Source organism: Anatilimnocola floriformis (genome assembly GCF_024256385.1).
Lineage (GTDB): Bacteria > Planctomycetota > Planctomycetia > Pirellulales > Pirellulaceae > Anatilimnocola > Anatilimnocola floriformis.
This window is the reverse complement of sequence record NZ_JAMLFW010000002.1, coordinates 1,181,065-1,197,661: the sequence shown is the minus strand read 5'-3', so window position 1 is coordinate 1,197,661 and position 16,597 is coordinate 1,181,065. Positions and strand designations below refer to the sequence as shown.

Genomic DNA, 16,597 nt, shown 5'->3' with positions numbered 1-16,597 from the left:
CATGCATGATTGGACCGACGACGACGGCAAGGGCAAGTACTGCAGCAAATGCAAAGAACCGCACGCCGTGTCCCGGGACACCAAACCCAAGCCGCAGCCGATCTACGTGGCTCCGGGCCCGGCCAGGACTCTCGAACGCAACGTATCGATCGATCTGAAGAATCTCGACCGTCACCCAATCAACAGGCACCCGCGCAAGGCCTCGATCGAGAACCGCGCCGCGAGCATGCAGACCGATGGCCAGCGCGACGCGTGCGAAGTGCGCAAGATGCCCGGCGGTCGGTACCAGATGATCAGCGGTGAAACTCGATGGATGGCCGCGGCGTCGCTCAAGTGGAAGCAGCTGCGTTGCGACGTTATCGAGTGCGACGACGTCGAGGCGCGTCGACGCGTGGCGAGCCATAACGCCGAGCGCGAAGATTTAAACGCCGTCGAGCAAGCGAAGCTGATTGAGGAACTCCAACCTGGTCAAGCTGTTGCGGCTGCCGCCGAAGTGGCTTGATCGCGTGGCAGACAACAAGCTGCCCGAGTCACTCGCTCGGCTGATCGTTCCGCTGCTCGAAGTGCCGCCCGTGATGAGTGAGCTGGACAAGATCTTCAAACGGCACGACGGCTTCGAAAGCAGAAACAGCCTGCAGGGGCAAATTGAAAATCTGACGCGCAACCTCACTCGCAAATTTACCGGCGACCACTATTCGTACGTCGATCACGACACACACCGATGCTTGATCGACACGAAGGATCCGAAGGTGCGCGAGCAGCTCGCGATCGTGAAGATCGGCGACGTGGAAGTCGCGACCAACGTGGTGAAGTTCAAGGAGCTGCAGGACGCGGCCGTCACCGAGCTGGTAAAGAAGCGCAAGGCCGCGGAGACAGCGCGGGCTAATAAAACCGGCGCGAAGGTATCGCCTGCCGCGCAAAAGCAAAAGGCAGAGGACAAGCGGAAGTTACTCGAGATCCGCATTCGCAATTGGCGTCACCACTGGTTGGCGTCGATCATCGCGGCGCGGCTGGATTCTGATCCGACCGAAGTGTTGCGCTTGTTGATGTGGTTCCTCGTCCGATCGCGGCAATGGCCAGCAAACAACGGTGTTCCGTGGGTAACGCTGGTCGATGAGGCAGCCGAGCTCGCCGGCGGCAAGCCGATCAAGCGAACCAGTTACGACTCGGCAATGGACGCGTGGGATTTGCTCTCAACCGCCGGTCTGCCTGGGAGCAACGTCTCACTCACAACTGCGGCCACAGCGTTCTGCAGCAAGGTGCTCAACACACCTGACAAAGACAAGTGGCATCCCAACATCCCGTACGCAGTGATCGAAGAAATCGCCGGCAGCATCGATCTGACCTACGCGTGGAAGGATCTCTACACCAAAAAATCCCTGGCTCTCGAAACGTTCTACGCGATTTTTACGACGGAGCAGCTCCTTGAGCTGGCCAAGGAGCTCGGATCGCTCGCCGCACGCGAAACGAACCGCAAGAAGATCATCGCCGCGCTTTGCGCGAAGCCGGTGAATTTGCCGAAGTGCTTGACTCTGAAGAACACAAAGAAAGGAAGCAAATGACCCGTCGAACAAATGGAAACCGAACGCACCGCACCGCGCGGCGGCTCAAGGAAGCGAAGTCGATCGAGGAAGCTCGCGAGCAGATCGGTAAGATCGTGCCGGTAAACTGCCGTGTCTACGTTCACGCATTGTTCAATGACCAACGCAGCCACAACAGTTCGTACAGCTCAGCGTCCTATTTCTGCGAAGTGAGCAATGCGAATGTGACGATCGTCGACGTGAGAGGTTCAACGCCGGCCGCGTTGGTCACGGCCGTGCAGCTCGCGCTGCAAGAGCCACCAAAGCCGAAGGCGCCACCACCGAAGCCGCAGTCACGCGCGCTAATCCCGGTCCGTCCTGCCTACGAAGGTGAGATCGACGAAGACTTCGATCCGGACTTTGTTGAACCACGTGGTTCAACGCCGCGGCTGTCGCCACGGCAGTTGCCGCTGCTCACGAGCGGAGGTGGTAAATGAACAGACGCGACTTTTTCCGGCTGACCGTGGCGGCGGCCACGCTTCGAATTCTTCCAACGGTGTCACCAATGCCACCGCGTAAGTGGTATTGGTCATTCGACACTCGCTTTCTGACGGTGCTGGTGACGTCTCCGGAACTCACGATCGAAGACCTTCGGTTTTTATACCGATCCAGGGGTCGCTTGATCGCGCATCCGGTTTTCGGATTCGAGCCAGGTGAGCTTGTCCTCTTGAGCACGCACGGTGCATGCACTAGCAGTCGACAAGTCGGTTTCTGCTTCCGCCGCGCGGAGCCATTTGAACGCGAGCGGTTCCAGTGTCGTGGTCTCATGGATATTCCGACGAACGTTGCTCATCTGCTGGGGGTGAAATGATCCTGCATAAATTCCTCGAGCTGCTCGCGCTCGCGCGGGCCGACGTGCTGCACATCGGCCGTGGTCTGCAAAACGGTTTCATGCGAGTGAACTTGCTACGCGAAGGTCGTCTCGATGGCCGCGGCCGCGGCGTGTGTTTCGATCGAGAGGCCGTGCGAAACAATCCAAAGCTGCACGGAGAGCGGCTCGCGCTGTACGCCGCGGCCGTGTGCGGTGAAATGAAACCACCGGCAAAGTTCGAGATCAATTTGCAGGCAGTGGCCGACTATCTGACATTCGCGAACGCGCCGACGCTGGTCGCGCGCATCACGGGCGACACGCACCTTCGTTTGACGTTGGCGAGGGGGGCGATCGATTACCAATTGGAGCTCTCACTCGAAGAAGTGAGCCGTGCGCCGGAAGATCGGCTCGGTCATGCCTTTAACTCGCATCAGCGACGGACGTTCGAGGAGCATTCCGCACGAGCTCTTGCTGCGCCAACGAAGCTGCTCGGTGGCCCGGCCGACGGCAAGATAATCGAAAATTGCCATCGCCCAGTGGTCCACATATGGTTCTTCGACGATGAGGACCTGCCGCCAGGCGTGCTGAGCGCGAAGGGCAAATCAATCTGCTACGAGCGTAAGTGGTTTCGAATTCCTGGCGGGATGATGTACCCGTTCTACGTCGCGCCGGGCATAACCGAATCGATGGCGACGACACTCGCCGTTGCTGAAGTGAATTCGCGGGAGGCAGCATGAAATTGAGCCAACCTGAAATGAACATCACCTCCCTCGGCAACGAAGTTAGCGGCGCGCAACTCGCCGAATTGCTTCGTCGGGATGGCCGCGATATTCCGCGCAAGGCTGAGGCTGAGCAGGCGCACGTAATTCACCTGCTGCTGCTGTTCTACCTTCGCTACGGATCGACGTGGCACGCAGCGGCCGAGGCACACTTCAGTGCAATTGCAAACCGTTTGAAGCTCGATTCCAGCCCCAGAGGTTAATCATGGATAGCGTGAAAGTAGGCGGTATCATTTTTATGGGCCCAAATTTGTCTCGACCCGACGCTGCAGCGTTACGGTGTCGCGCTATCATGGCAGCTGCATTCGCGTCGTCTGTGAGGCTGCGCGAGTTGTTCTATCGGCAGGTCGTTTTAGATTTCCTCAACGCGACGTACACACTTGCCAGCGAAGCGTATCGCTTGCAAGTTGGGCGACTTCCCGGCTCAGAGCGCACCGCCAGGCTGCGAAAAAAACGCCGCAGCAAGGTGCTCGATTGGTACTTCGAAAAACTGGAGGATCGGGACAATCGGACACCCCAGGATCGGTCGCTATAATTCGGCCCACATTGGAGGTTCGGTGATGCCGAAGTTGTTTGGAAAGATCGCATCGTCAGGGAATGACGGCACGGTCTTCGTTGTCGATTCCCGATTCGGTGATGCCATGGAGCTCGGCCTGGTTGGTGAGCTCGCGCTGCCAACAGCGGCGGACGTCACGTTCGGGCACGACCACGACATGCAGCTCGACACTGTCACGATGTCGATCGCTTTGGCCCAACGGTTAAATCGATCGACGCAGCCCTGCGACTAGGGACGCGTGTCCCGGGAAACGCTCGCCTGCTACAAAGGCAGACCCGAGCTTTCCTCATGGCCGATGGCCGGTTTGAGATCATGATCATGGTCAGCACGAAGGAACGAGCGACCCAGGTGACGTTGCGCACTTTGTTGGGCAACGGCGCTTCTTTCCGCACCGCAGCGTCATTGCTGGGGTTGTCGAAAACGACTCTCCATCGATGGGCCGACGATCTCGAGCTAGCTCGACGCTCCTGGCCGCTGCCGCCTGAGACGATCGCCGCAGTGGTGCAGGATCTGTTCGAATCCACACGATCCTTACGCGCAATAGCACGCGAACGGGGGGTTTCCAAGGACACCGTGAGCCGTCTGCGAGAGCAGATCGTCTCGGCCGACCTTGAATTTCGCCCGAAACGCGTCCAGAGGCCCGTCATTTGCGCCGCGGGCCACCGGACGATGTTCGAGCCGTGCGTCGAATGTCGGGCCAGGAACGCTTCCACGGGTCCTTCCCAGGGGATGGCGTACGAGTAGTTTCCCAGTCGGGCATGCGCCAACGATACACAGTCCGTCCGGACCGTCCGGCCGGGCAAACCCGAAGCTGGCGTGCAACGATTGCACGCCTCAACCCGCGCGACGAGGCGCAACGAGGATTGCCATGCAAACCGGCAACGAACGAGTGATGGGGCTGCGGCGTAACCGACGATGCAGCGTGGTTTTGGAGTCCGGGCAGGTTGTCACCTTCCGGGCGCGCTTTCAAAAGGGGAAGCCGCAGTTGCTGCTGGGTCTGCCGCCAGGTGCGACGATCTGCAATGAGCGGAACGAAGCCCCACCGTGCAGCACAAACCGACCTTGCAAGAAAGAACCTCGCTGCCGTCGAGCTTGACGCGCGGGCGAGAATCGTTACTATTCACCACCGCATCAGGCGGCGGCTCCAGCCGCTGCCACCGGGCTCTGGCGATCGTCAGGCCCATCATTCAATCAGACTCTGTTGCTGGCGGAACCGCTGGGACGAGTGAGACCTCACGAGGTTTTCACCGTGGCCAGCATTCTCACTTACGGCAAGTATCTCCAATTCGGGCTTGCCAACGCCGATCTCCTCGCCGATGCCGCCGACGCCTTCGTCGAAATCAAGGCCGCTCCGACCTGCGTCGCGCAGGTGGCCATTCTCAATCCGTTCCTCGAACGGATCGCGCCGAAAGCCGACGAGCTGAAGGCGCTGATCGCCAGCAAGACGAAGTCGGTGGCCACCACGGACGAGATGCGTGCAGCGGTGCTGCATGAAATCTCTCGCCTGGAAAGCAACCACCGTGCTGCCGATCGCCCGGCCCGCGACGGCAGGTGGCTCGACGCCGGCATCGAGCTCTTCCGCTTAGTGCTGCCTCTGTTGCTGCAGCAACTCGGCAAGTAGCACTCGGCCCGTTTCTTCATCCTCCGCGCGGAGCTCTCGCGATGGCCATTCACGGTCGCTACATCGGGATCAACTACGCCAACAGCCGTCACGCGCTGGCTGGCTGCATCAACGATGCGACCGACTGGCTCGCCGCTCACAAACGGTTTCTTACCAGTGGCGAACTGCTGCTCGAGCAGCAGGCCACCAAGGCCGGCATCCTCCGCTTCGTGAAGGAAGCGCTCGCGCGATTGCAGTCGCAAGACTGGCTCATTCTGCAGATCAGCGGCCACGGTTCGTATCAGCCCGATGCGACGAAGCAAGAGCCCGACGGCCGCAACGAATTGTTCTGCCCCTACGATCTCGACAAGAATGTCATCTTCGACGACGAGTGGTACGCGCTGCTGAAGGCACGCGACCCGAACAGCCGCGTGCTGTTTATCACCGACTGCTGTTATTCGGGCAGCATGGCGAGAGGCATCGAAAAACAGAAGACGAAGCCTCGCTTCGTTCCATTCCAGATGCTCGCTCAAGGCATGCACGCGTTGCATCGCGAGAGGCTTTATTCCCGCGCCATGCCTCGCTCCGAAGCCGACGGCATCGCTGAAGGCGTGGTGCATCTTTCTGGCTGCAAGGACAACGAGGTCAGCTACGACGCCGTGTTCGGCAGCCGCGCGAACGGTGCCATGTCGCGCGTCGCCATCGACTCACTTCGAATGCTCGAGCCTGGCGCGGCAACGTTCATGGATTGGTACCGCTGGATCCGGACCCCGCCGGGCGGACTACCGTCGAAGTTCTACCCACAAACACCGCAAATGAACGCCTCGGACGAATGGTTTAGCGTCGTCGTCCCTGGCTTCGAAGTTGAACCAACGCCGCCGCCGGCGGCAGCCGGTTCGCAACCGCCAAACGTGCAGTTGTCGATCGGCGAGTGGGAGTTGTTCCGCCAAGAGTGGCGCAAGCGCGCCGCGTAGTACAGGGAAGTTTGTTATGCCGAAGGGTTCACCGTTCAACGCCGTCGGTCGCGCCATCGCGCGAACGCTGTTCGTTCCTGCCAATGATCGCATCAGCCAGGCGATCAACCAATTCGAATCGATCGCCACCGAGCTCGACTCGGCCGTGGCCGAAAACGAGCAGCTGAATACGGCCGATGTCGAGCACATCGCCGAGCTGCAAGCCGCGATCGATCAACGCAACGCCGCGAACGATCGCGGCCGCAGCGTCTCCGCCAAACTCCGCGCCCTGATTTCGTAGGTCGCATGTTCAAGCTCGATCCTACCGACGTGTTCGACCTGGTGATGGCCATCGGCATCATCACGGCGGCGCTGTGGTGCGCATCGGCTTTCCTCGATTCGTTTTGGCACCTTTCGCAGATATATGGGGCACGGTGATGGGGCGACGTTTTCATTTTCCGGACGAGGCGGCTCCGCGCGAGGAAATGCCACGCTCGCGTGAATCGCAAAAGTCTGGCGGCATCGGATTCTTCGGCTTGCTGACGATCGTGCTGATCACGCTGAAACTCTGCAACGTGATCGCTTGGACTTGGATTTGGGTGCTCTCACCGCTGTGGGTTCCCCTGGCGCTCGGGCTCGGCGTGATCGTGGTCTTGTTGATCGCGATCGCCTTGGTCGCCGCTGTGGCAGCCATCGCCGAGGCTTGGTCCAAATGAAAACGTTCCTCGACTTCCTTCTCAAAGCTGAGCCCGGCCTGCTTTTGTTTGGCATGGCCTTCATCCTCATTGGGCTCAGCATCGCCGCAACGTTCGTAGTGGCACTCGTTCACGGGCCGGCGGTTTTCCTCAAATAGCGCCGCGGGGTGCGGCATGCACTGGGTTCTGATGATGATCGCAATGATCGGACAACTCGACGCAGGAGCTGGGGCGTACAAACTACGCCGCGAGATTCCCGTCGGCACACCGGTCACGTCACCGCACGACATCGCCTGCGCTGCCCGCGACGACATCAAAACTCTTTCGCCCCATGATGCGCAGTGCGCTCTCTACGTGTGGGTGCCCGACTGGATCGATGCCGACTCCGGATTCGCCCAGGTGTCGATGGCCGTCAACTCGACGTTCTCGCGCGTGGCCACGATCGTGCAGCCAACCAGGTTGTGCAACGGCAAGCTTATCCGCATCGACCTGGCGAAGTACGCAGCTCGTGAAGATCAGATCGTGGAGCTGCGGCGCTCGCGCGAGCTGCTCGCCGAGCACGACAATTACTTCAACGTGCTCGTAAAAGTGATCGGTGAAGAGACAGCCGTCATCGTCGACCAACCACCGGCCGCCGGCGACGTCGTCGAAGTGCAACTGACCACGGGTTGGGTGAAGGCCACGTTCGTCTCGCGTGACGGCGATCGCTACCGCGCGAAGCTCGTCGACGGCAAGCAGCTGACGTTTGCGGCAACGGCCGTGCGCTTCCGCAATCGACTGATGTCAGCGCCGGCGCGGCAGACCGCGCCCGATGTGAAAGAGATCTACGCCGCCGCACCGTACCTCAATCCAACTGGCGCCGAACTCTTTTCGCTCAGCCGCAGCGGCGTGCCGATCATGCACTTGCACGAGTTCATAGCGGCGACGATGTCGACGGTGAACCGCGGCAAGTACTATCAAATCACCGGCATCAAAGGGACGCTGCAGGACACGGTCCGCGAGTTTGCCGGCAATGATGCGGCCGAAAAGGCGAAGCGGTTCACAGCGACGCTGCGGACCGCGGCCGCCGAGAGTCGCAAGACGGGCGAAGCGATCGCGAAGATCGCCGGCCGGCTCGATCCCGAGCTCGGTAAGTCGAAAGCGCTTGTGCTCGAATCCGGAGTCACCGGTCGGCAGCGGATCATCGTGATCTTCTTTGGTGCCGGCGGTCCGCCGACGGCCGGCGTGCAGCTCGTGTCGATCACTTTCGACATCAGCGAAGAGAACGTGGATCCGAACAACGACCCGTTCCGAAACGCGCTCAACTTCCAGACCTATGACGGCGGCGAAGCAATCTTCGCGCTGCCCAATGGTTTGCTCGGCTACCTGGTGTTCAACGCCCAGGACGCGACGATCGCCAGCGTTCCCGACAACGTCGCATTCGACACCGAGGCTCACCGTGTCCGGGGAAACGTTGCCACCGCGCGGGTGTTCAGCGGCATCAGCTGCATGAACTGCCACGAGAAGACCGCCACGAACTGGGGCTGGCAACCGGTCAAAAACGACCTGCTCGACACGATCCGCGGGTTAGGCTCGATCATCGACGACAAGGCGGATCCCGATCAAGTCCGCGGTCTGCAGCTGCTCGCGAGCCAATACGGCGGCGACATCAACGAAGCGCTCAATCTGGCGCGGCTGCCGTATCAACGACAGGGGCAGCTCGCCACGAATCAGCGGACCACGCGCGAGACCGTCGCCGGCCTGGCCGATTCGTATTGGGGGCTGCTCTACGATCGCTACACGCCGCGTACGGCCGCTCTCGAGCTCGGCCGCAACCTCACCGACAAACAGGCGCAGCAATTCTTCATCGCCGCGATCGAGTCGAAGAAGCTCCCCTATCGCTTGCTCGAAGACGGCGTCGTCCTGCGACTGAAGGATGGCAAGCACGTCGCCCCCGCGCAATGGCGCGGCATTTACCAAAGCGTCGCCGAACGGCTTTTGTTCGCTGATCCACAACTGGAGGGTTTGAAACCGTGATTCCGAAGATCTTCTCTGCGCTCATCGCCTTGGCGATCGTCGCGCTTGTCGGCTTGCAGGCCGACGCTCAATACCGCCGCGGCTGCTACACGCCGACTTACTACACGCAGCCGTGCTACCAGCAACCCTATTGCGGGCCGACGTGCGCGACCTATCCCAGCTACGGCTCGTGGCAGTGGGGGCAGTGGGAAACCGATCCTGCGTATTGGGTCAAAAGCCGCTGGATCAACTACAGCGCTTGCGATCGCCGCTTCGAGAGCGACGGCTACCTGTACATCAAGACGCACTGCGGCTTCGATCGAGCTCTGCTGAAGAGTGACTACGCGGTGCAATACCGTTCGATCTGTCTGCAGCCCGAACCACGTGTTCCCTACTTTGGCACCACGCAGTATGGCATCGATCCTTATCGCGACGCGGTGGCTCGCGCTTACGGTCCGGGCCCAGCTCGGCTGCTGCAGCAACAGCCGCCGTCTCCGCTCGACGTCGCCGCATTATTGCCGCCCCCTTCAAATGAGCGCGCCGCACGCATCGAACATGCGGGCAAAGGTGCGACGTCGGCAAACGAAGCGCTGAAATCGATTGCCCTGGCGGAAGCTGCGAACGAGCGTGTCGAGACGGAAGCGCGACGCGATATCGCGATGGCCGCCACGCACTACCAGGCGTTCGAACGAGCGATGGGCAAATTCAACGAAGTGGCCGCGGTCGCGAATAGTCGAAGCACCGTGAGCAGCGACGCAGCCAGGTCAACCATTCCGGTCGACGATCCCGAGCTCGCCGCGATCATCAGCACCAAGTGCCTCGAATGCCACGGCGGCGGCGCTACCAAAGGCGGCGTCGACTTTCGGGATGCGAAGTCATTCAAGTCGAAGACGTGGGGCTCGTGCTGGGCGCTCGTCAAAACCGGCGCAATGCCCGATGGCGGGCAGCGACTCTCACCGACCGAAGTGAAGGCCTTCGAGCGGCAGTTCGACCTGGCAATCAAAACCGATTAGCGCGGCCTAGTTTCGCGCCCTCAACCGTCCCTCACTTTCACCCCAAGGCTGAAAACCATGTTCCGCAAACTTCTCACAGCGATGATCGTCGCCGCGGCCGTCGCGGTTGCCCCCGCAATCGTGCATGCCACGCCGCCGCGGCCGGTGCCGCGCATTGCACCGCGACGTGTGTTGCCGCCGTCGATCCGAGCTCGTGCGCTCCGGGATGCCGAGCGCGCTCTCGACATCGCGCGTGACGCCGTCCGCGATGCAAACCGCCGCGGCCAGCGTAACGGCCGATAAACCAAGCTCGCCGGCGGGAGCGGTCCCCCACATTCCAGCCCGACTCCGGGCGAGCCCTTACACCTCCCAGCCTGGTCGGCGACCTGCCGCCGGCCAGGCCTTGAAAGTCACCATGGACGAAAGCTCGCGAATCGCAATTCCGGTCTGGGTGCTCAGCGCCATCGGCTCCGTGTTGCTGATGGTCGCGACGTCCGTCAGTTCGATGTTTACCGAGCACGGTGAAAAGATCGAGCGACTCAACACCACCGCGGCGGCGTCGGACGTCCGCGTCAAACACTTGGAAGACTTCGCCGAGCGGACCGACGGCAAGCTCGATCGCATCCTCGAACTCCTTCGCAAATAACGCCCACGCGCCGAGCGGCTTGACCTTCGGGTGACAACAAGTGCCGCTGCGGGCGCGGGGTGTCCCGGGAAACGACCATGACTGACAAAAGATTGACTGACAAAAGATCTACCGGCCCGACCGTTGAGCATCCGGCCAACGCAGCGCTCACCATCTTGCGCGCCGTCGCTATTGTCGGCGGGAAGGCGGTGCATGCCGACAAAGACACGAGCTCGCATGCCGGAGTGGTTCGAGGCATCCTTCTCAATGCTCCCGCGCAGAATGCGACGGCCCGAATTCAGATCTATGGGCCGCTCACTCACGATGGTTGGACGTGGACTCCGACGGGTGATATCTACATCGGCAACGACGGTCAACTCACGCAGACGCAGCCAGTCACCGGGTTCATCCGCAGGATCGCCGTCGCTGACACCGCGACTCGGATCTTCATTCAGATGCAGGGCATTCCCGGAGCCACCGGTCCCGCTGGCGCACAGGGTCAGGCAGGAGCGACCGGAGCGCAGGGGCCGCAAGGTGCCACCGGCACCACAGGAGCGCAAGGGCCTCAAGGTGCGACCGGCGCAACAGGCGAGACGGGGCCGCAAGGTGCAACAGGTCCGCAAGGAAATGCTGGAGCCACCGGCGCTACAGGTCCCCAAGGTGCAACTGGGGCAACAGGGTCTGCCGGTGCGAATGGCCAGGGTGTACCGACGGGCGGCACGACTGGTCAGGTGCTCAGCAAGATCAACGGCACAGATTACAACACGCAGTGGGTAACTCCAAGCAGCGGCGGTTCTCAGACTCCGTGGACCGGCAACATTGACGCTGCCAATTACAACCTCAACAACTTAGTCACTGTGACGTCAAGAGCTGGCAATTCCAGCACCCCTACCGGCGGCGCGCTGAGCTTGATTTCCGGGGCCGGCTACTCTGCTTACGACGGCGGGCCGGGAGGGGCAAGCGGAGGAAGTGTGTTCGTGTACGCTGGCGGTGGCAGCGGAGTTAGTGGCAGTCAGTCGGGCGGGAGTGTCTTTATCAGGTCCGGTGCTGGCGGCAGCAATGCAAAGGGAGGCAGCGTCACAATAACATCGCAAGGCCAACTTGGAGCCGCAGGCGACATTAGCATTAATGCCGGTTATAGCTACGACGGTGGAGATAACGGCAAGGTTAAAATCAACAACGGCGTAATCGCCGTTCGTGGCGCAGAGCTGGGATTCTTTGCAACCTTTTCAGAGCCAGTTGTTCAGCAAAACCACATTGACGACGCCACCAACGCCACTGACGTAATAACTCGCGTCAACGCAATCCTGACGGCGCTCGAAACCTACGGCCTGCTCAAGGCCTCGTAATGCTCATCTACGACCCTGATTCGAGCGAGCAATTCATCTGCGACCCGAGCGCCGACGACTTGCTCATCTACGTTCCAGCGCCGCCCGCGGCTGCAATCACTGCCGGCTGCGCGCGCTGCTCTCCTCTTATCCGCGGTGTTGTGGAGTTTCACCCTATGACCCTGCTGATGCGCAACGACGTGGGCGTCTGGCTCGTGGGAGCCGAGGCCGACATTGAGGGCGAAGAAACGCTACTCACCGAGACGGTCACGATCGCAGGCGAGGAGTATGACGTCGTGTGCGTGGCCAGCGTCCTGCTGAAGGAAAGCATGCTACCGATCGCCGGCGGCGACGGCTTGCCGATGACGTATGCAGGTGTCCCCGGCAAGTTCCGAGGAGTGTTGCCGCACTCGCTTCCGCTGATCGAAGAGACGCTCTACGTCATACGCGTGCAAGCGACGATCGACACTCCGACGAACATCGTCGCCGAGTGGGAATGCGTGAAGGTTGCAGTGCCGCGCGACTGCTCGCGCCGCTGCTGAAAAAATGTCGGGCGACCGGAGCGTTGGAGCGCAGCCGGCCGCCCTTGATACGACAACGAGTTATCCGTTGCCATACCCACCAAACCGTAGGTCGTGGCAAATGAACCCTCAGAAAAGAAATCAGAAAAACAGCGTGGTTGCTCTTTCCCCAAAGTCGATCGAGCGTCGCAACCCGCTCAATCAATCGGACCGCGCGGAGCTGCCGGCCGGGGTCGACTTGCGCCATGGCGATTGCTTTCAGCTGCTGGCCGACGTGCCCGATGCATCGGTCGACACCTTCATCACGGATCCGCCGTACGGCAGCACCGACTGCCGGTGGGATCACAAGATTGACCTGGTTGCGTTTTGGCAACAGACCTGGCGCGTGCTGAAGCCGGCCGGCGTCGTCGCCGTGTTCGCAGCTCAGCCGTTCGCCACCGATGTGGTCGTGTCAGCCCGCAAGTACTTTCGCTACGAGCTGGTGTGGCTCAAGGCGCGAAAGGTCGGCTTCTTCAACGCCAACCGGCAGCCGCTACGTCAGCACGAGCTGCTGTTGATTTTCTGCCGACGTCCGTCACTCAGTACTTACAACCCGCAGTTCACGAGCGGCAAACCGTACAAGGGTGGCGTGAGAAAGCAAACGCAGATCTACGGCCAATCGAAGCACAACCAAATTGCGGACAACGCCGGCACGCGGCATCCGACGAGCGTGCTGCAGATGAACGACTTCGGGCCGCGCATTCATCCGACGCAAAAGCCGAACGATCTGTGCCGCTGGTTGGTTCGCACTTACAGCCAGCCAGGCGACCTCGTGGTGGACCCCTTCAGCGGCAGCGGTTCGACAGCGGAAGCATGCGCCGCCGAAGGGCGCCGATTCCTCGGCTTCGAGCGGGATCCGGATATTTATGCAACGGCGCGTCATCGCCTGGCCACGTTTCCCGGGACACGATGAGCAGCTCCGAAGATCGCAACAACGACGCCGATCGCAAACGCCAGTCGCGTGGCAAAGGCCGCCTGGTCGAGATCCCGCCCTGCGCTGATCGAAAGCGCCGCGAGAAGTTCGAGGCCGACACGAAGGCCTGGCTGCGTTGGTATTGCGGCGAGGGCAGCGGTTCACCGAGCCCATTCTGGTACGAGTTCACCGAGCAGCAGCGAGAGATGATCGATGCGGTCGATGAGTCGATTGCCAAGGGGCATGACAAGGCCGTCGCTGCGAGCCGCGGCGAGGGCAAGACGACGATCTGTCTCCGCGTGGCGCTAAAGAACGTGCTGCAAGGCAAGGCGCGGTTTCCCGTGATCTTCGGTGCCAACGGGCCCGGAGCTGACGACGGAATGGACGCGATCAAGATGGAGCTCGAAGGGAACGATCGGCTGCTCGCCGACTATCCGGAAGTGTGCGTGCCGATTCGTGCGTTGGAAGGAATTGCGCAGCGAGCTCACTCGCAGCTGGTCAGCGGCCACAGCCACGCCGACGGGAAGCCTTTCGTCGAGCAGCAGAGCCACTTCGTGTGGCGCGGCACTCGTAAAATCATTATGCCAAACGTACCGGGCTCGCCAGCTGCAGGCGCGATCATCGTTACGCGCGGGCTCGACTCAGCGGTCCGCGGTTTGAACATCAAAGGCAAGCGGCCAGACGTCGCGATCATCGACGATCCAGACACCGAAGATACGGCCGAAAACGAAAAGGCAGCGACCAAGCTCGAGAAACGTATCGACCGCGGCGTCGCAGGCCTCGGCGGCCAACAACGTCGCATCGCACGTGTGATGATCACGACGCTGCAGAGTCGCACCAGCGTTTCGTACAAGTACACCGACCCCAAACAAAAGCCCAGCTTTCGCGGCCGGCGCAACAAGTTCTTAATCGAGAAACCGCACCGCATCGACCTTTGGGATGAGTACGTCGCGATGAAGCGCGCCGACTACGTCCCCGAGACGACGAAGGCGCACGAGTTCTACTTGGCGAACCGCAAAGCGATGGACGCAGGCGCTGTCGTCGCAAACCCAAACCGCTTCACTCCGGACGAAGCCAGTTCGCTCGAATACTATTTCAGCGAAGTTGCTCGAACCAATCAGGAAGCCGTCGACACCGAGCTCGACAACAACCCTCCGGAGATCTCCGCGCCGATCATGTCGGCGATCACTCCGCACCACATTCAAAAATCGCTCAGCGGTCACAAACGCAAGTGCGTGCCGCGCGGCTGCAATCTCATCACGCACGGGATCGACGTTCGCAAAACACATTTGCACTGGGTGGTGCGCGCGTGGAGTGCCGACGGCTCGAAGTACTACACGATCGACTACGGCATCCAGGAAGTCATCGGCACCAAGCGCGGCAGCAACGTCGGCGTCGAGATGGCCATCTATAAAGCCATCCTGCAGCGCTGGGACGACTACCGCGAGCAGTTCGAGAGTCCGGACGGCTACCACACTGAAGACGGCGAAATCATCGACGAGCAATTGACGCTCGTCGACGCTGGCTGGGAAACGCAATCGGTCTACGCGGCTTGCCTCACCATCGGTGCCGGCATCTTCCCGATCATGGGTTGCGGCAAATCTGCCGGCTGCGTGAAACCAAACTTCACCGACCTGGAGCGCGAGACCGAAGACCGCAAGCCGGGTGACGGCTGGTTTCTCACTCGTCAGGAAGTCACGTCGCAGATCGTGAAGGGCCGCAAGAAGAAAAGCGTCTGGCTGGTCTACGCCGACACCGATCGCTGGAAGCGCTACGAGCACGAACGCTGGATGACGGACGAGGGCAATCCGGGCCGCATGCTGATCTTCGGCGAAGCGGATCCGGAGGCCAACCGTCTCGGCCGGCTGGGACCAGATGAGAAGCTGCATCAGAACTACGCGCACCAAGTTTGCGCGGAAGTCGTCGCGGAGCAAATCATCAAGGGCAAGCTCACGCGAGTGTTCGTGTCGAAGAGCGACGCGGACCACTTCAACGACGGCAGCTATTACTCCGACGTCGGCGGCAGCATGAAGGGCGTGCGTTTGCTCGCCCCCGCGCTCAACTCGATCGTGAAGGCCAAGGCCGATGCCGCGGCTGCAGCCACGCCGGCAAATCCTAAACCCCCTCAACGCAAACCTATCACGCGAGTGTTCTATGACAACGAACCGTAATAAGAAATCGCCTCGGTCGACCGGCCGGCCACCTGGCTCGCCCAACGTGAAAGAAGTCGTCGACGTCGAGCCCAGCCGCTGTCCGAAGTGCAAGAGTTCGGAGCGTGGCCCTTACCTGAACACGACGCGCCGGGAGTTCAAAGGCGCAGGGACGCCGTTTTGCGCCTTGCTCTTCCGCCGGTGCCAGTGCCTCAACTGCGGGCAGATTCGCATCGATCGCACGCCGGTGTACGAAGCGACCGAGCCCGACGAACCGCAACAAATCACTCCTCCGGACGGACTGCCCGACAGCGCCGCCGCGTAGCTTGCCGAAGCCCCGAAACCCAAACCCTAAAACCGAGGAAACCGATGGCCAAATATAAAGTGGAAAAAAGTCGGCGAACGCTAGCTAGCAAGGCGGGCGAGCCTTTCGATGATATCGTCGCCGGTCAGTTCGACAAGATGCGGATCAAACTAAACTCCGATGACGAAGTCGACTTTCTCGATCGGCCTGTTGGGCCGCGCGAACGCTTCGCACTGGAGATCCTGCGCAGGCTCCGATTCGGCAACGACGACAGTCTCGTGAAAGACGTCTGCTCGGCCGCAGCCAAGCATCTGCAAATGTTCTTCGCGATCAACTTCGTGGCTCGTCGGCCCGCCGAAGAAAACGACAATCCGGATCCAGACGTGCCGTGCGCCGTATACGGACCTGATGCGGCCTGCGGCGAATGCCCGAACTGTGCGTTTGGGCGCAAGAAGCGGAAAGCGAAAAGATAACCAAACCCTGGTTATTACCTTCGAGAATCCGCGCGCGAGCGGTGGCCCGTTTCCCGGGACACGGCCATCAATTGACGCATGGCCCAAACGTTCGCCGAAGCTCAACTCGCCCGTGTCGAAGTGCTCTTAGTCGCTTCGGTCGGTCTCACGTCGATCACCGTCGGCAACACGTCGGTGAGTTACGACGATCTGATCAAGCAGCGCGAGTACTGGCAGAAGGAAGTCAACCGCCAGAAAGGCACCACGGCCGGCGTGCTGCGTTTCAACCTGGGGGGCAACTAAG

26 protein-coding genes are annotated in these 16,597 nt (G+C 61.0%); all 26 read left to right on the top strand.

What is annotated here, in order from left to right:
• Nucleotide 1 precedes the first annotated feature (1 nt).
• A complete protein-coding gene (locus tag M9Q49_RS29465) occupies nucleotides 2–502 on the top strand; it encodes a ParB/RepB/Spo0J family partition protein (RefSeq protein WP_254512886.1) in 501 nt (166 codons plus the stop codon).
• A complete protein-coding gene (locus M9Q49_RS29460; RefSeq protein ID WP_254512885.1) occupies nucleotides 450–1,562 on the top strand; it encodes a hypothetical protein in 1,113 nt (370 codons plus the stop codon). Before M9Q49_RS29465 ends, M9Q49_RS29460 begins: the two co-directional genes overlap by 53 nt.
• Complete coding sequence (locus M9Q49_RS29455) at nucleotides 1,559–2,017, top strand: hypothetical protein (RefSeq protein WP_254512884.1); 459 nt, start codon at nucleotides 1,559–1,561, stop codon at nucleotides 2,015–2,017. The genes M9Q49_RS29460 and M9Q49_RS29455 overlap by 4 nt, the downstream gene beginning before the upstream one ends.
• Nucleotides 2,014–2,391, top strand: coding sequence for a hypothetical protein (locus tag M9Q49_RS29450; protein WP_254512883.1), 378 nt, complete (start codon nucleotides 2,014–2,016; stop codon nucleotides 2,389–2,391). The genes M9Q49_RS29455 and M9Q49_RS29450 overlap by 4 nt, the downstream gene beginning before the upstream one ends.
• On the top strand, nucleotides 2,388–3,128 hold the full coding sequence (locus tag M9Q49_RS29445; protein WP_254512882.1) for a hypothetical protein: 741 nt from the start codon (nucleotides 2,388–2,390) through the stop codon (nucleotides 3,126–3,128). Before M9Q49_RS29450 ends, M9Q49_RS29445 begins: the two co-directional genes overlap by 4 nt.
• Nucleotides 3,125–3,373: a hypothetical protein gene (locus M9Q49_RS29440; protein WP_254512881.1), complete on the top strand. Its 249-nt coding sequence runs from the start codon at nucleotides 3,125–3,127 to the stop codon at nucleotides 3,371–3,373. The genes M9Q49_RS29445 and M9Q49_RS29440 overlap by 4 nt, the downstream gene beginning before the upstream one ends.
• A gap of 2 nt (nucleotides 3,374–3,375) precedes the next feature.
• Nucleotides 3,376–3,705, top strand: a complete 330-nt coding sequence (locus tag M9Q49_RS29435; RefSeq protein ID WP_254512880.1) for a hypothetical protein — start codon at nucleotides 3,376–3,378, stop codon at nucleotides 3,703–3,705.
• A gap of 25 nt (nucleotides 3,706–3,730) precedes the next feature.
• Nucleotides 3,731–3,958, top strand: coding sequence for a hypothetical protein (locus tag M9Q49_RS29430; RefSeq protein WP_254512879.1), 228 nt, complete (start codon nucleotides 3,731–3,733; stop codon nucleotides 3,956–3,958).
• Between the two features lie 56 nt (nucleotides 3,959–4,014).
• Nucleotides 4,015–4,470 (top strand): hypothetical protein, encoded by a 456-nt coding sequence (locus tag M9Q49_RS29425; RefSeq protein ID WP_254512878.1) that lies wholly within the window; start codon nucleotides 4,015–4,017, stop codon nucleotides 4,468–4,470.
• 505 nt (nucleotides 4,471–4,975) lie between these two features.
• A complete protein-coding gene (locus tag M9Q49_RS29420) occupies nucleotides 4,976–5,347 on the top strand; it encodes a hypothetical protein (RefSeq protein ID WP_254512877.1) in 372 nt (123 codons plus the stop codon).
• Between the two features lie 41 nt (nucleotides 5,348–5,388).
• Nucleotides 5,389–6,300, top strand: a complete 912-nt coding sequence (locus tag M9Q49_RS29415; protein WP_254512876.1) for a caspase family protein — start codon at nucleotides 5,389–5,391, stop codon at nucleotides 6,298–6,300.
• 16 nt (nucleotides 6,301–6,316) lie between these two features.
• Nucleotides 6,317–6,580: a hypothetical protein gene (locus M9Q49_RS29410; protein ID WP_254512875.1), complete on the top strand. Its 264-nt coding sequence runs from the start codon at nucleotides 6,317–6,319 to the stop codon at nucleotides 6,578–6,580.
• A 5-nt stretch (nucleotides 6,581–6,585) separates the two neighbouring features.
• Nucleotides 6,586–6,717, top strand: a complete 132-nt coding sequence (locus tag M9Q49_RS35610) for a hypothetical protein (protein ID WP_261365334.1) — start codon at nucleotides 6,586–6,588, stop codon at nucleotides 6,715–6,717.
• Between the two features lie 47 nt (nucleotides 6,718–6,764).
• Entirely contained in the window at nucleotides 6,765–6,995 is a 231-nt protein-coding gene (locus M9Q49_RS29405; RefSeq protein ID WP_254512874.1) for a hypothetical protein, read from the top strand.
• Nucleotides 6,992–7,132 (top strand): hypothetical protein, encoded by a 141-nt coding sequence (locus tag M9Q49_RS29400; RefSeq protein ID WP_254512873.1) that lies wholly within the window; start codon nucleotides 6,992–6,994, stop codon nucleotides 7,130–7,132. Before M9Q49_RS29405 ends, M9Q49_RS29400 begins: the two co-directional genes overlap by 4 nt.
• Nucleotides 7,133–7,175: 43 nt before the next feature.
• Entirely contained in the window at nucleotides 7,176–8,990 is a 1,815-nt protein-coding gene (locus M9Q49_RS29395; RefSeq protein ID WP_254512872.1) for a hypothetical protein, read from the top strand.
• A complete protein-coding gene (locus M9Q49_RS29390) occupies nucleotides 8,987–9,982 on the top strand; it encodes a hypothetical protein (protein ID WP_254512871.1) in 996 nt (331 codons plus the stop codon). Before M9Q49_RS29395 ends, M9Q49_RS29390 begins: the two co-directional genes overlap by 4 nt.
• A gap of 57 nt (nucleotides 9,983–10,039) precedes the next feature.
• Nucleotides 10,040–10,264: a hypothetical protein gene (locus M9Q49_RS29385; protein ID WP_254512870.1), complete on the top strand. Its 225-nt coding sequence runs from the start codon at nucleotides 10,040–10,042 to the stop codon at nucleotides 10,262–10,264.
• Nucleotides 10,265–10,376: 112 nt separating this feature from the next.
• The gene (locus M9Q49_RS29380) at nucleotides 10,377–10,607 is read left to right on the top strand and encodes a hypothetical protein (RefSeq protein WP_254512869.1); all 231 of its coding nucleotides are present in this window, start codon (nucleotides 10,377–10,379) and stop codon (nucleotides 10,605–10,607) included.
• Nucleotides 10,608–10,684: 77 nt separating this feature from the next.
• Entirely contained in the window at nucleotides 10,685–11,935 is a 1,251-nt protein-coding gene (locus M9Q49_RS35605) for a collagen-like protein (RefSeq protein ID WP_261365333.1), read from the top strand.
• Nucleotides 11,935–12,456: a hypothetical protein gene (locus M9Q49_RS29370; RefSeq protein WP_254512868.1), complete on the top strand. Its 522-nt coding sequence runs from the start codon at nucleotides 11,935–11,937 to the stop codon at nucleotides 12,454–12,456. Before M9Q49_RS35605 ends, M9Q49_RS29370 begins: the two co-directional genes overlap by 1 nt.
• Before the next feature lie 133 nt (nucleotides 12,457–12,589).
• Nucleotides 12,590–13,387 (top strand): DNA-methyltransferase, encoded by a 798-nt coding sequence (locus tag M9Q49_RS29365; RefSeq protein ID WP_254512867.1) that lies wholly within the window; start codon nucleotides 12,590–12,592, stop codon nucleotides 13,385–13,387.
• Entirely contained in the window at nucleotides 13,384–15,558 is a 2,175-nt protein-coding gene (locus tag M9Q49_RS29360; RefSeq protein WP_254512866.1) for a terminase gpA endonuclease subunit, read from the top strand. The genes M9Q49_RS29365 and M9Q49_RS29360 overlap by 4 nt, the downstream gene beginning before the upstream one ends.
• Entirely contained in the window at nucleotides 15,542–15,862 is a 321-nt protein-coding gene (locus M9Q49_RS29355) for a hypothetical protein (protein WP_254512865.1), read from the top strand. The genes M9Q49_RS29360 and M9Q49_RS29355 overlap by 17 nt, the downstream gene beginning before the upstream one ends.
• 44 nt (nucleotides 15,863–15,906) lie before the next feature.
• Nucleotides 15,907–16,314, top strand: a complete 408-nt coding sequence (locus M9Q49_RS29350; RefSeq protein ID WP_254512864.1) for a hypothetical protein — start codon at nucleotides 15,907–15,909, stop codon at nucleotides 16,312–16,314.
• A gap of 78 nt (nucleotides 16,315–16,392) precedes the next feature.
• The gene (locus M9Q49_RS29345) at nucleotides 16,393–16,596 is read left to right on the top strand and encodes a hypothetical protein (RefSeq protein ID WP_254512863.1); all 204 of its coding nucleotides are present in this window, start codon (nucleotides 16,393–16,395) and stop codon (nucleotides 16,594–16,596) included.
• Nucleotide 16,597 lies beyond the last annotated feature (1 nt).

Excerpts from the sequence above, each read along its gene's own strand:
- M9Q49_RS29445 (WP_254512882.1), top strand. The coding sequence starts at position 2,388 with ATGATCCTGCATAAATTCCTCGAGCTGCTCGCGCTCGCGCGGGCCGAC.
- M9Q49_RS29430 (WP_254512879.1), top strand. The coding sequence starts at position 3,731 with ATGCCGAAGTTGTTTGGAAAGATCGCATCGTCAGGGAATGACGGCACG.
- M9Q49_RS29405 (WP_254512874.1), top strand. The coding sequence starts at position 6,765 with ATGCCACGCTCGCGTGAATCGCAAAAGTCTGGCGGCATCGGATTCTTC.
- M9Q49_RS29355 (WP_254512865.1), top strand. The coding sequence starts at position 15,542 with ATGACAACGAACCGTAATAAGAAATCGCCTCGGTCGACCGGCCGGCCA.
- M9Q49_RS29435 (WP_254512880.1), top strand. The coding sequence starts at position 3,376 with ATGGATAGCGTGAAAGTAGGCGGTATCATTTTTATGGGCCCAAATTTG.
- M9Q49_RS29440 (WP_254512881.1), top strand. The coding sequence starts at position 3,125 with ATGAAATTGAGCCAACCTGAAATGAACATCACCTCCCTCGGCAACGAA.
- M9Q49_RS29380 (WP_254512869.1), top strand. The coding sequence starts at position 10,377 with ATGGACGAAAGCTCGCGAATCGCAATTCCGGTCTGGGTGCTCAGCGCC.
- M9Q49_RS29360 (WP_254512866.1), top strand. The coding sequence starts at position 13,384 with ATGAGCAGCTCCGAAGATCGCAACAACGACGCCGATCGCAAACGCCAG.
- M9Q49_RS29395 (WP_254512872.1), top strand. The coding sequence starts at position 7,176 with ATGATCGGACAACTCGACGCAGGAGCTGGGGCGTACAAACTACGCCGC.
- M9Q49_RS35610 (WP_261365334.1), top strand. The coding sequence starts at position 6,586 with ATGTTCAAGCTCGATCCTACCGACGTGTTCGACCTGGTGATGGCCATC.
- M9Q49_RS29450 (WP_254512883.1), top strand. The coding sequence starts at position 2,014 with ATGAACAGACGCGACTTTTTCCGGCTGACCGTGGCGGCGGCCACGCTT.
- M9Q49_RS29410 (WP_254512875.1), top strand. The coding sequence starts at position 6,317 with ATGCCGAAGGGTTCACCGTTCAACGCCGTCGGTCGCGCCATCGCGCGA.
- M9Q49_RS29465 (WP_254512886.1), top strand. The coding sequence starts at position 2 with ATGCATGATTGGACCGACGACGACGGCAAGGGCAAGTACTGCAGCAAA.
- M9Q49_RS29370 (WP_254512868.1), top strand. The coding sequence starts at position 11,935 with ATGCTCATCTACGACCCTGATTCGAGCGAGCAATTCATCTGCGACCCG.
- M9Q49_RS29400 (WP_254512873.1), top strand. The coding sequence starts at position 6,992 with ATGAAAACGTTCCTCGACTTCCTTCTCAAAGCTGAGCCCGGCCTGCTT.
- M9Q49_RS29425 (WP_254512878.1), top strand. The coding sequence starts at position 4,015 with ATGGCCGATGGCCGGTTTGAGATCATGATCATGGTCAGCACGAAGGAA.
- M9Q49_RS29385 (WP_254512870.1), top strand. The coding sequence starts at position 10,040 with ATGTTCCGCAAACTTCTCACAGCGATGATCGTCGCCGCGGCCGTCGCG.
- M9Q49_RS29415 (WP_254512876.1), top strand. The coding sequence starts at position 5,389 with ATGGCCATTCACGGTCGCTACATCGGGATCAACTACGCCAACAGCCGT.
- M9Q49_RS29345 (WP_254512863.1), top strand. The coding sequence starts at position 16,393 with ATGGCCCAAACGTTCGCCGAAGCTCAACTCGCCCGTGTCGAAGTGCTC.
- M9Q49_RS29350 (WP_254512864.1), top strand. The coding sequence starts at position 15,907 with ATGGCCAAATATAAAGTGGAAAAAAGTCGGCGAACGCTAGCTAGCAAG.
- M9Q49_RS29455 (WP_254512884.1), top strand. The coding sequence starts at position 1,559 with ATGACCCGTCGAACAAATGGAAACCGAACGCACCGCACCGCGCGGCGG.
- M9Q49_RS35605 (WP_261365333.1), top strand. The coding sequence starts at position 10,685 with ATGACTGACAAAAGATTGACTGACAAAAGATCTACCGGCCCGACCGTT.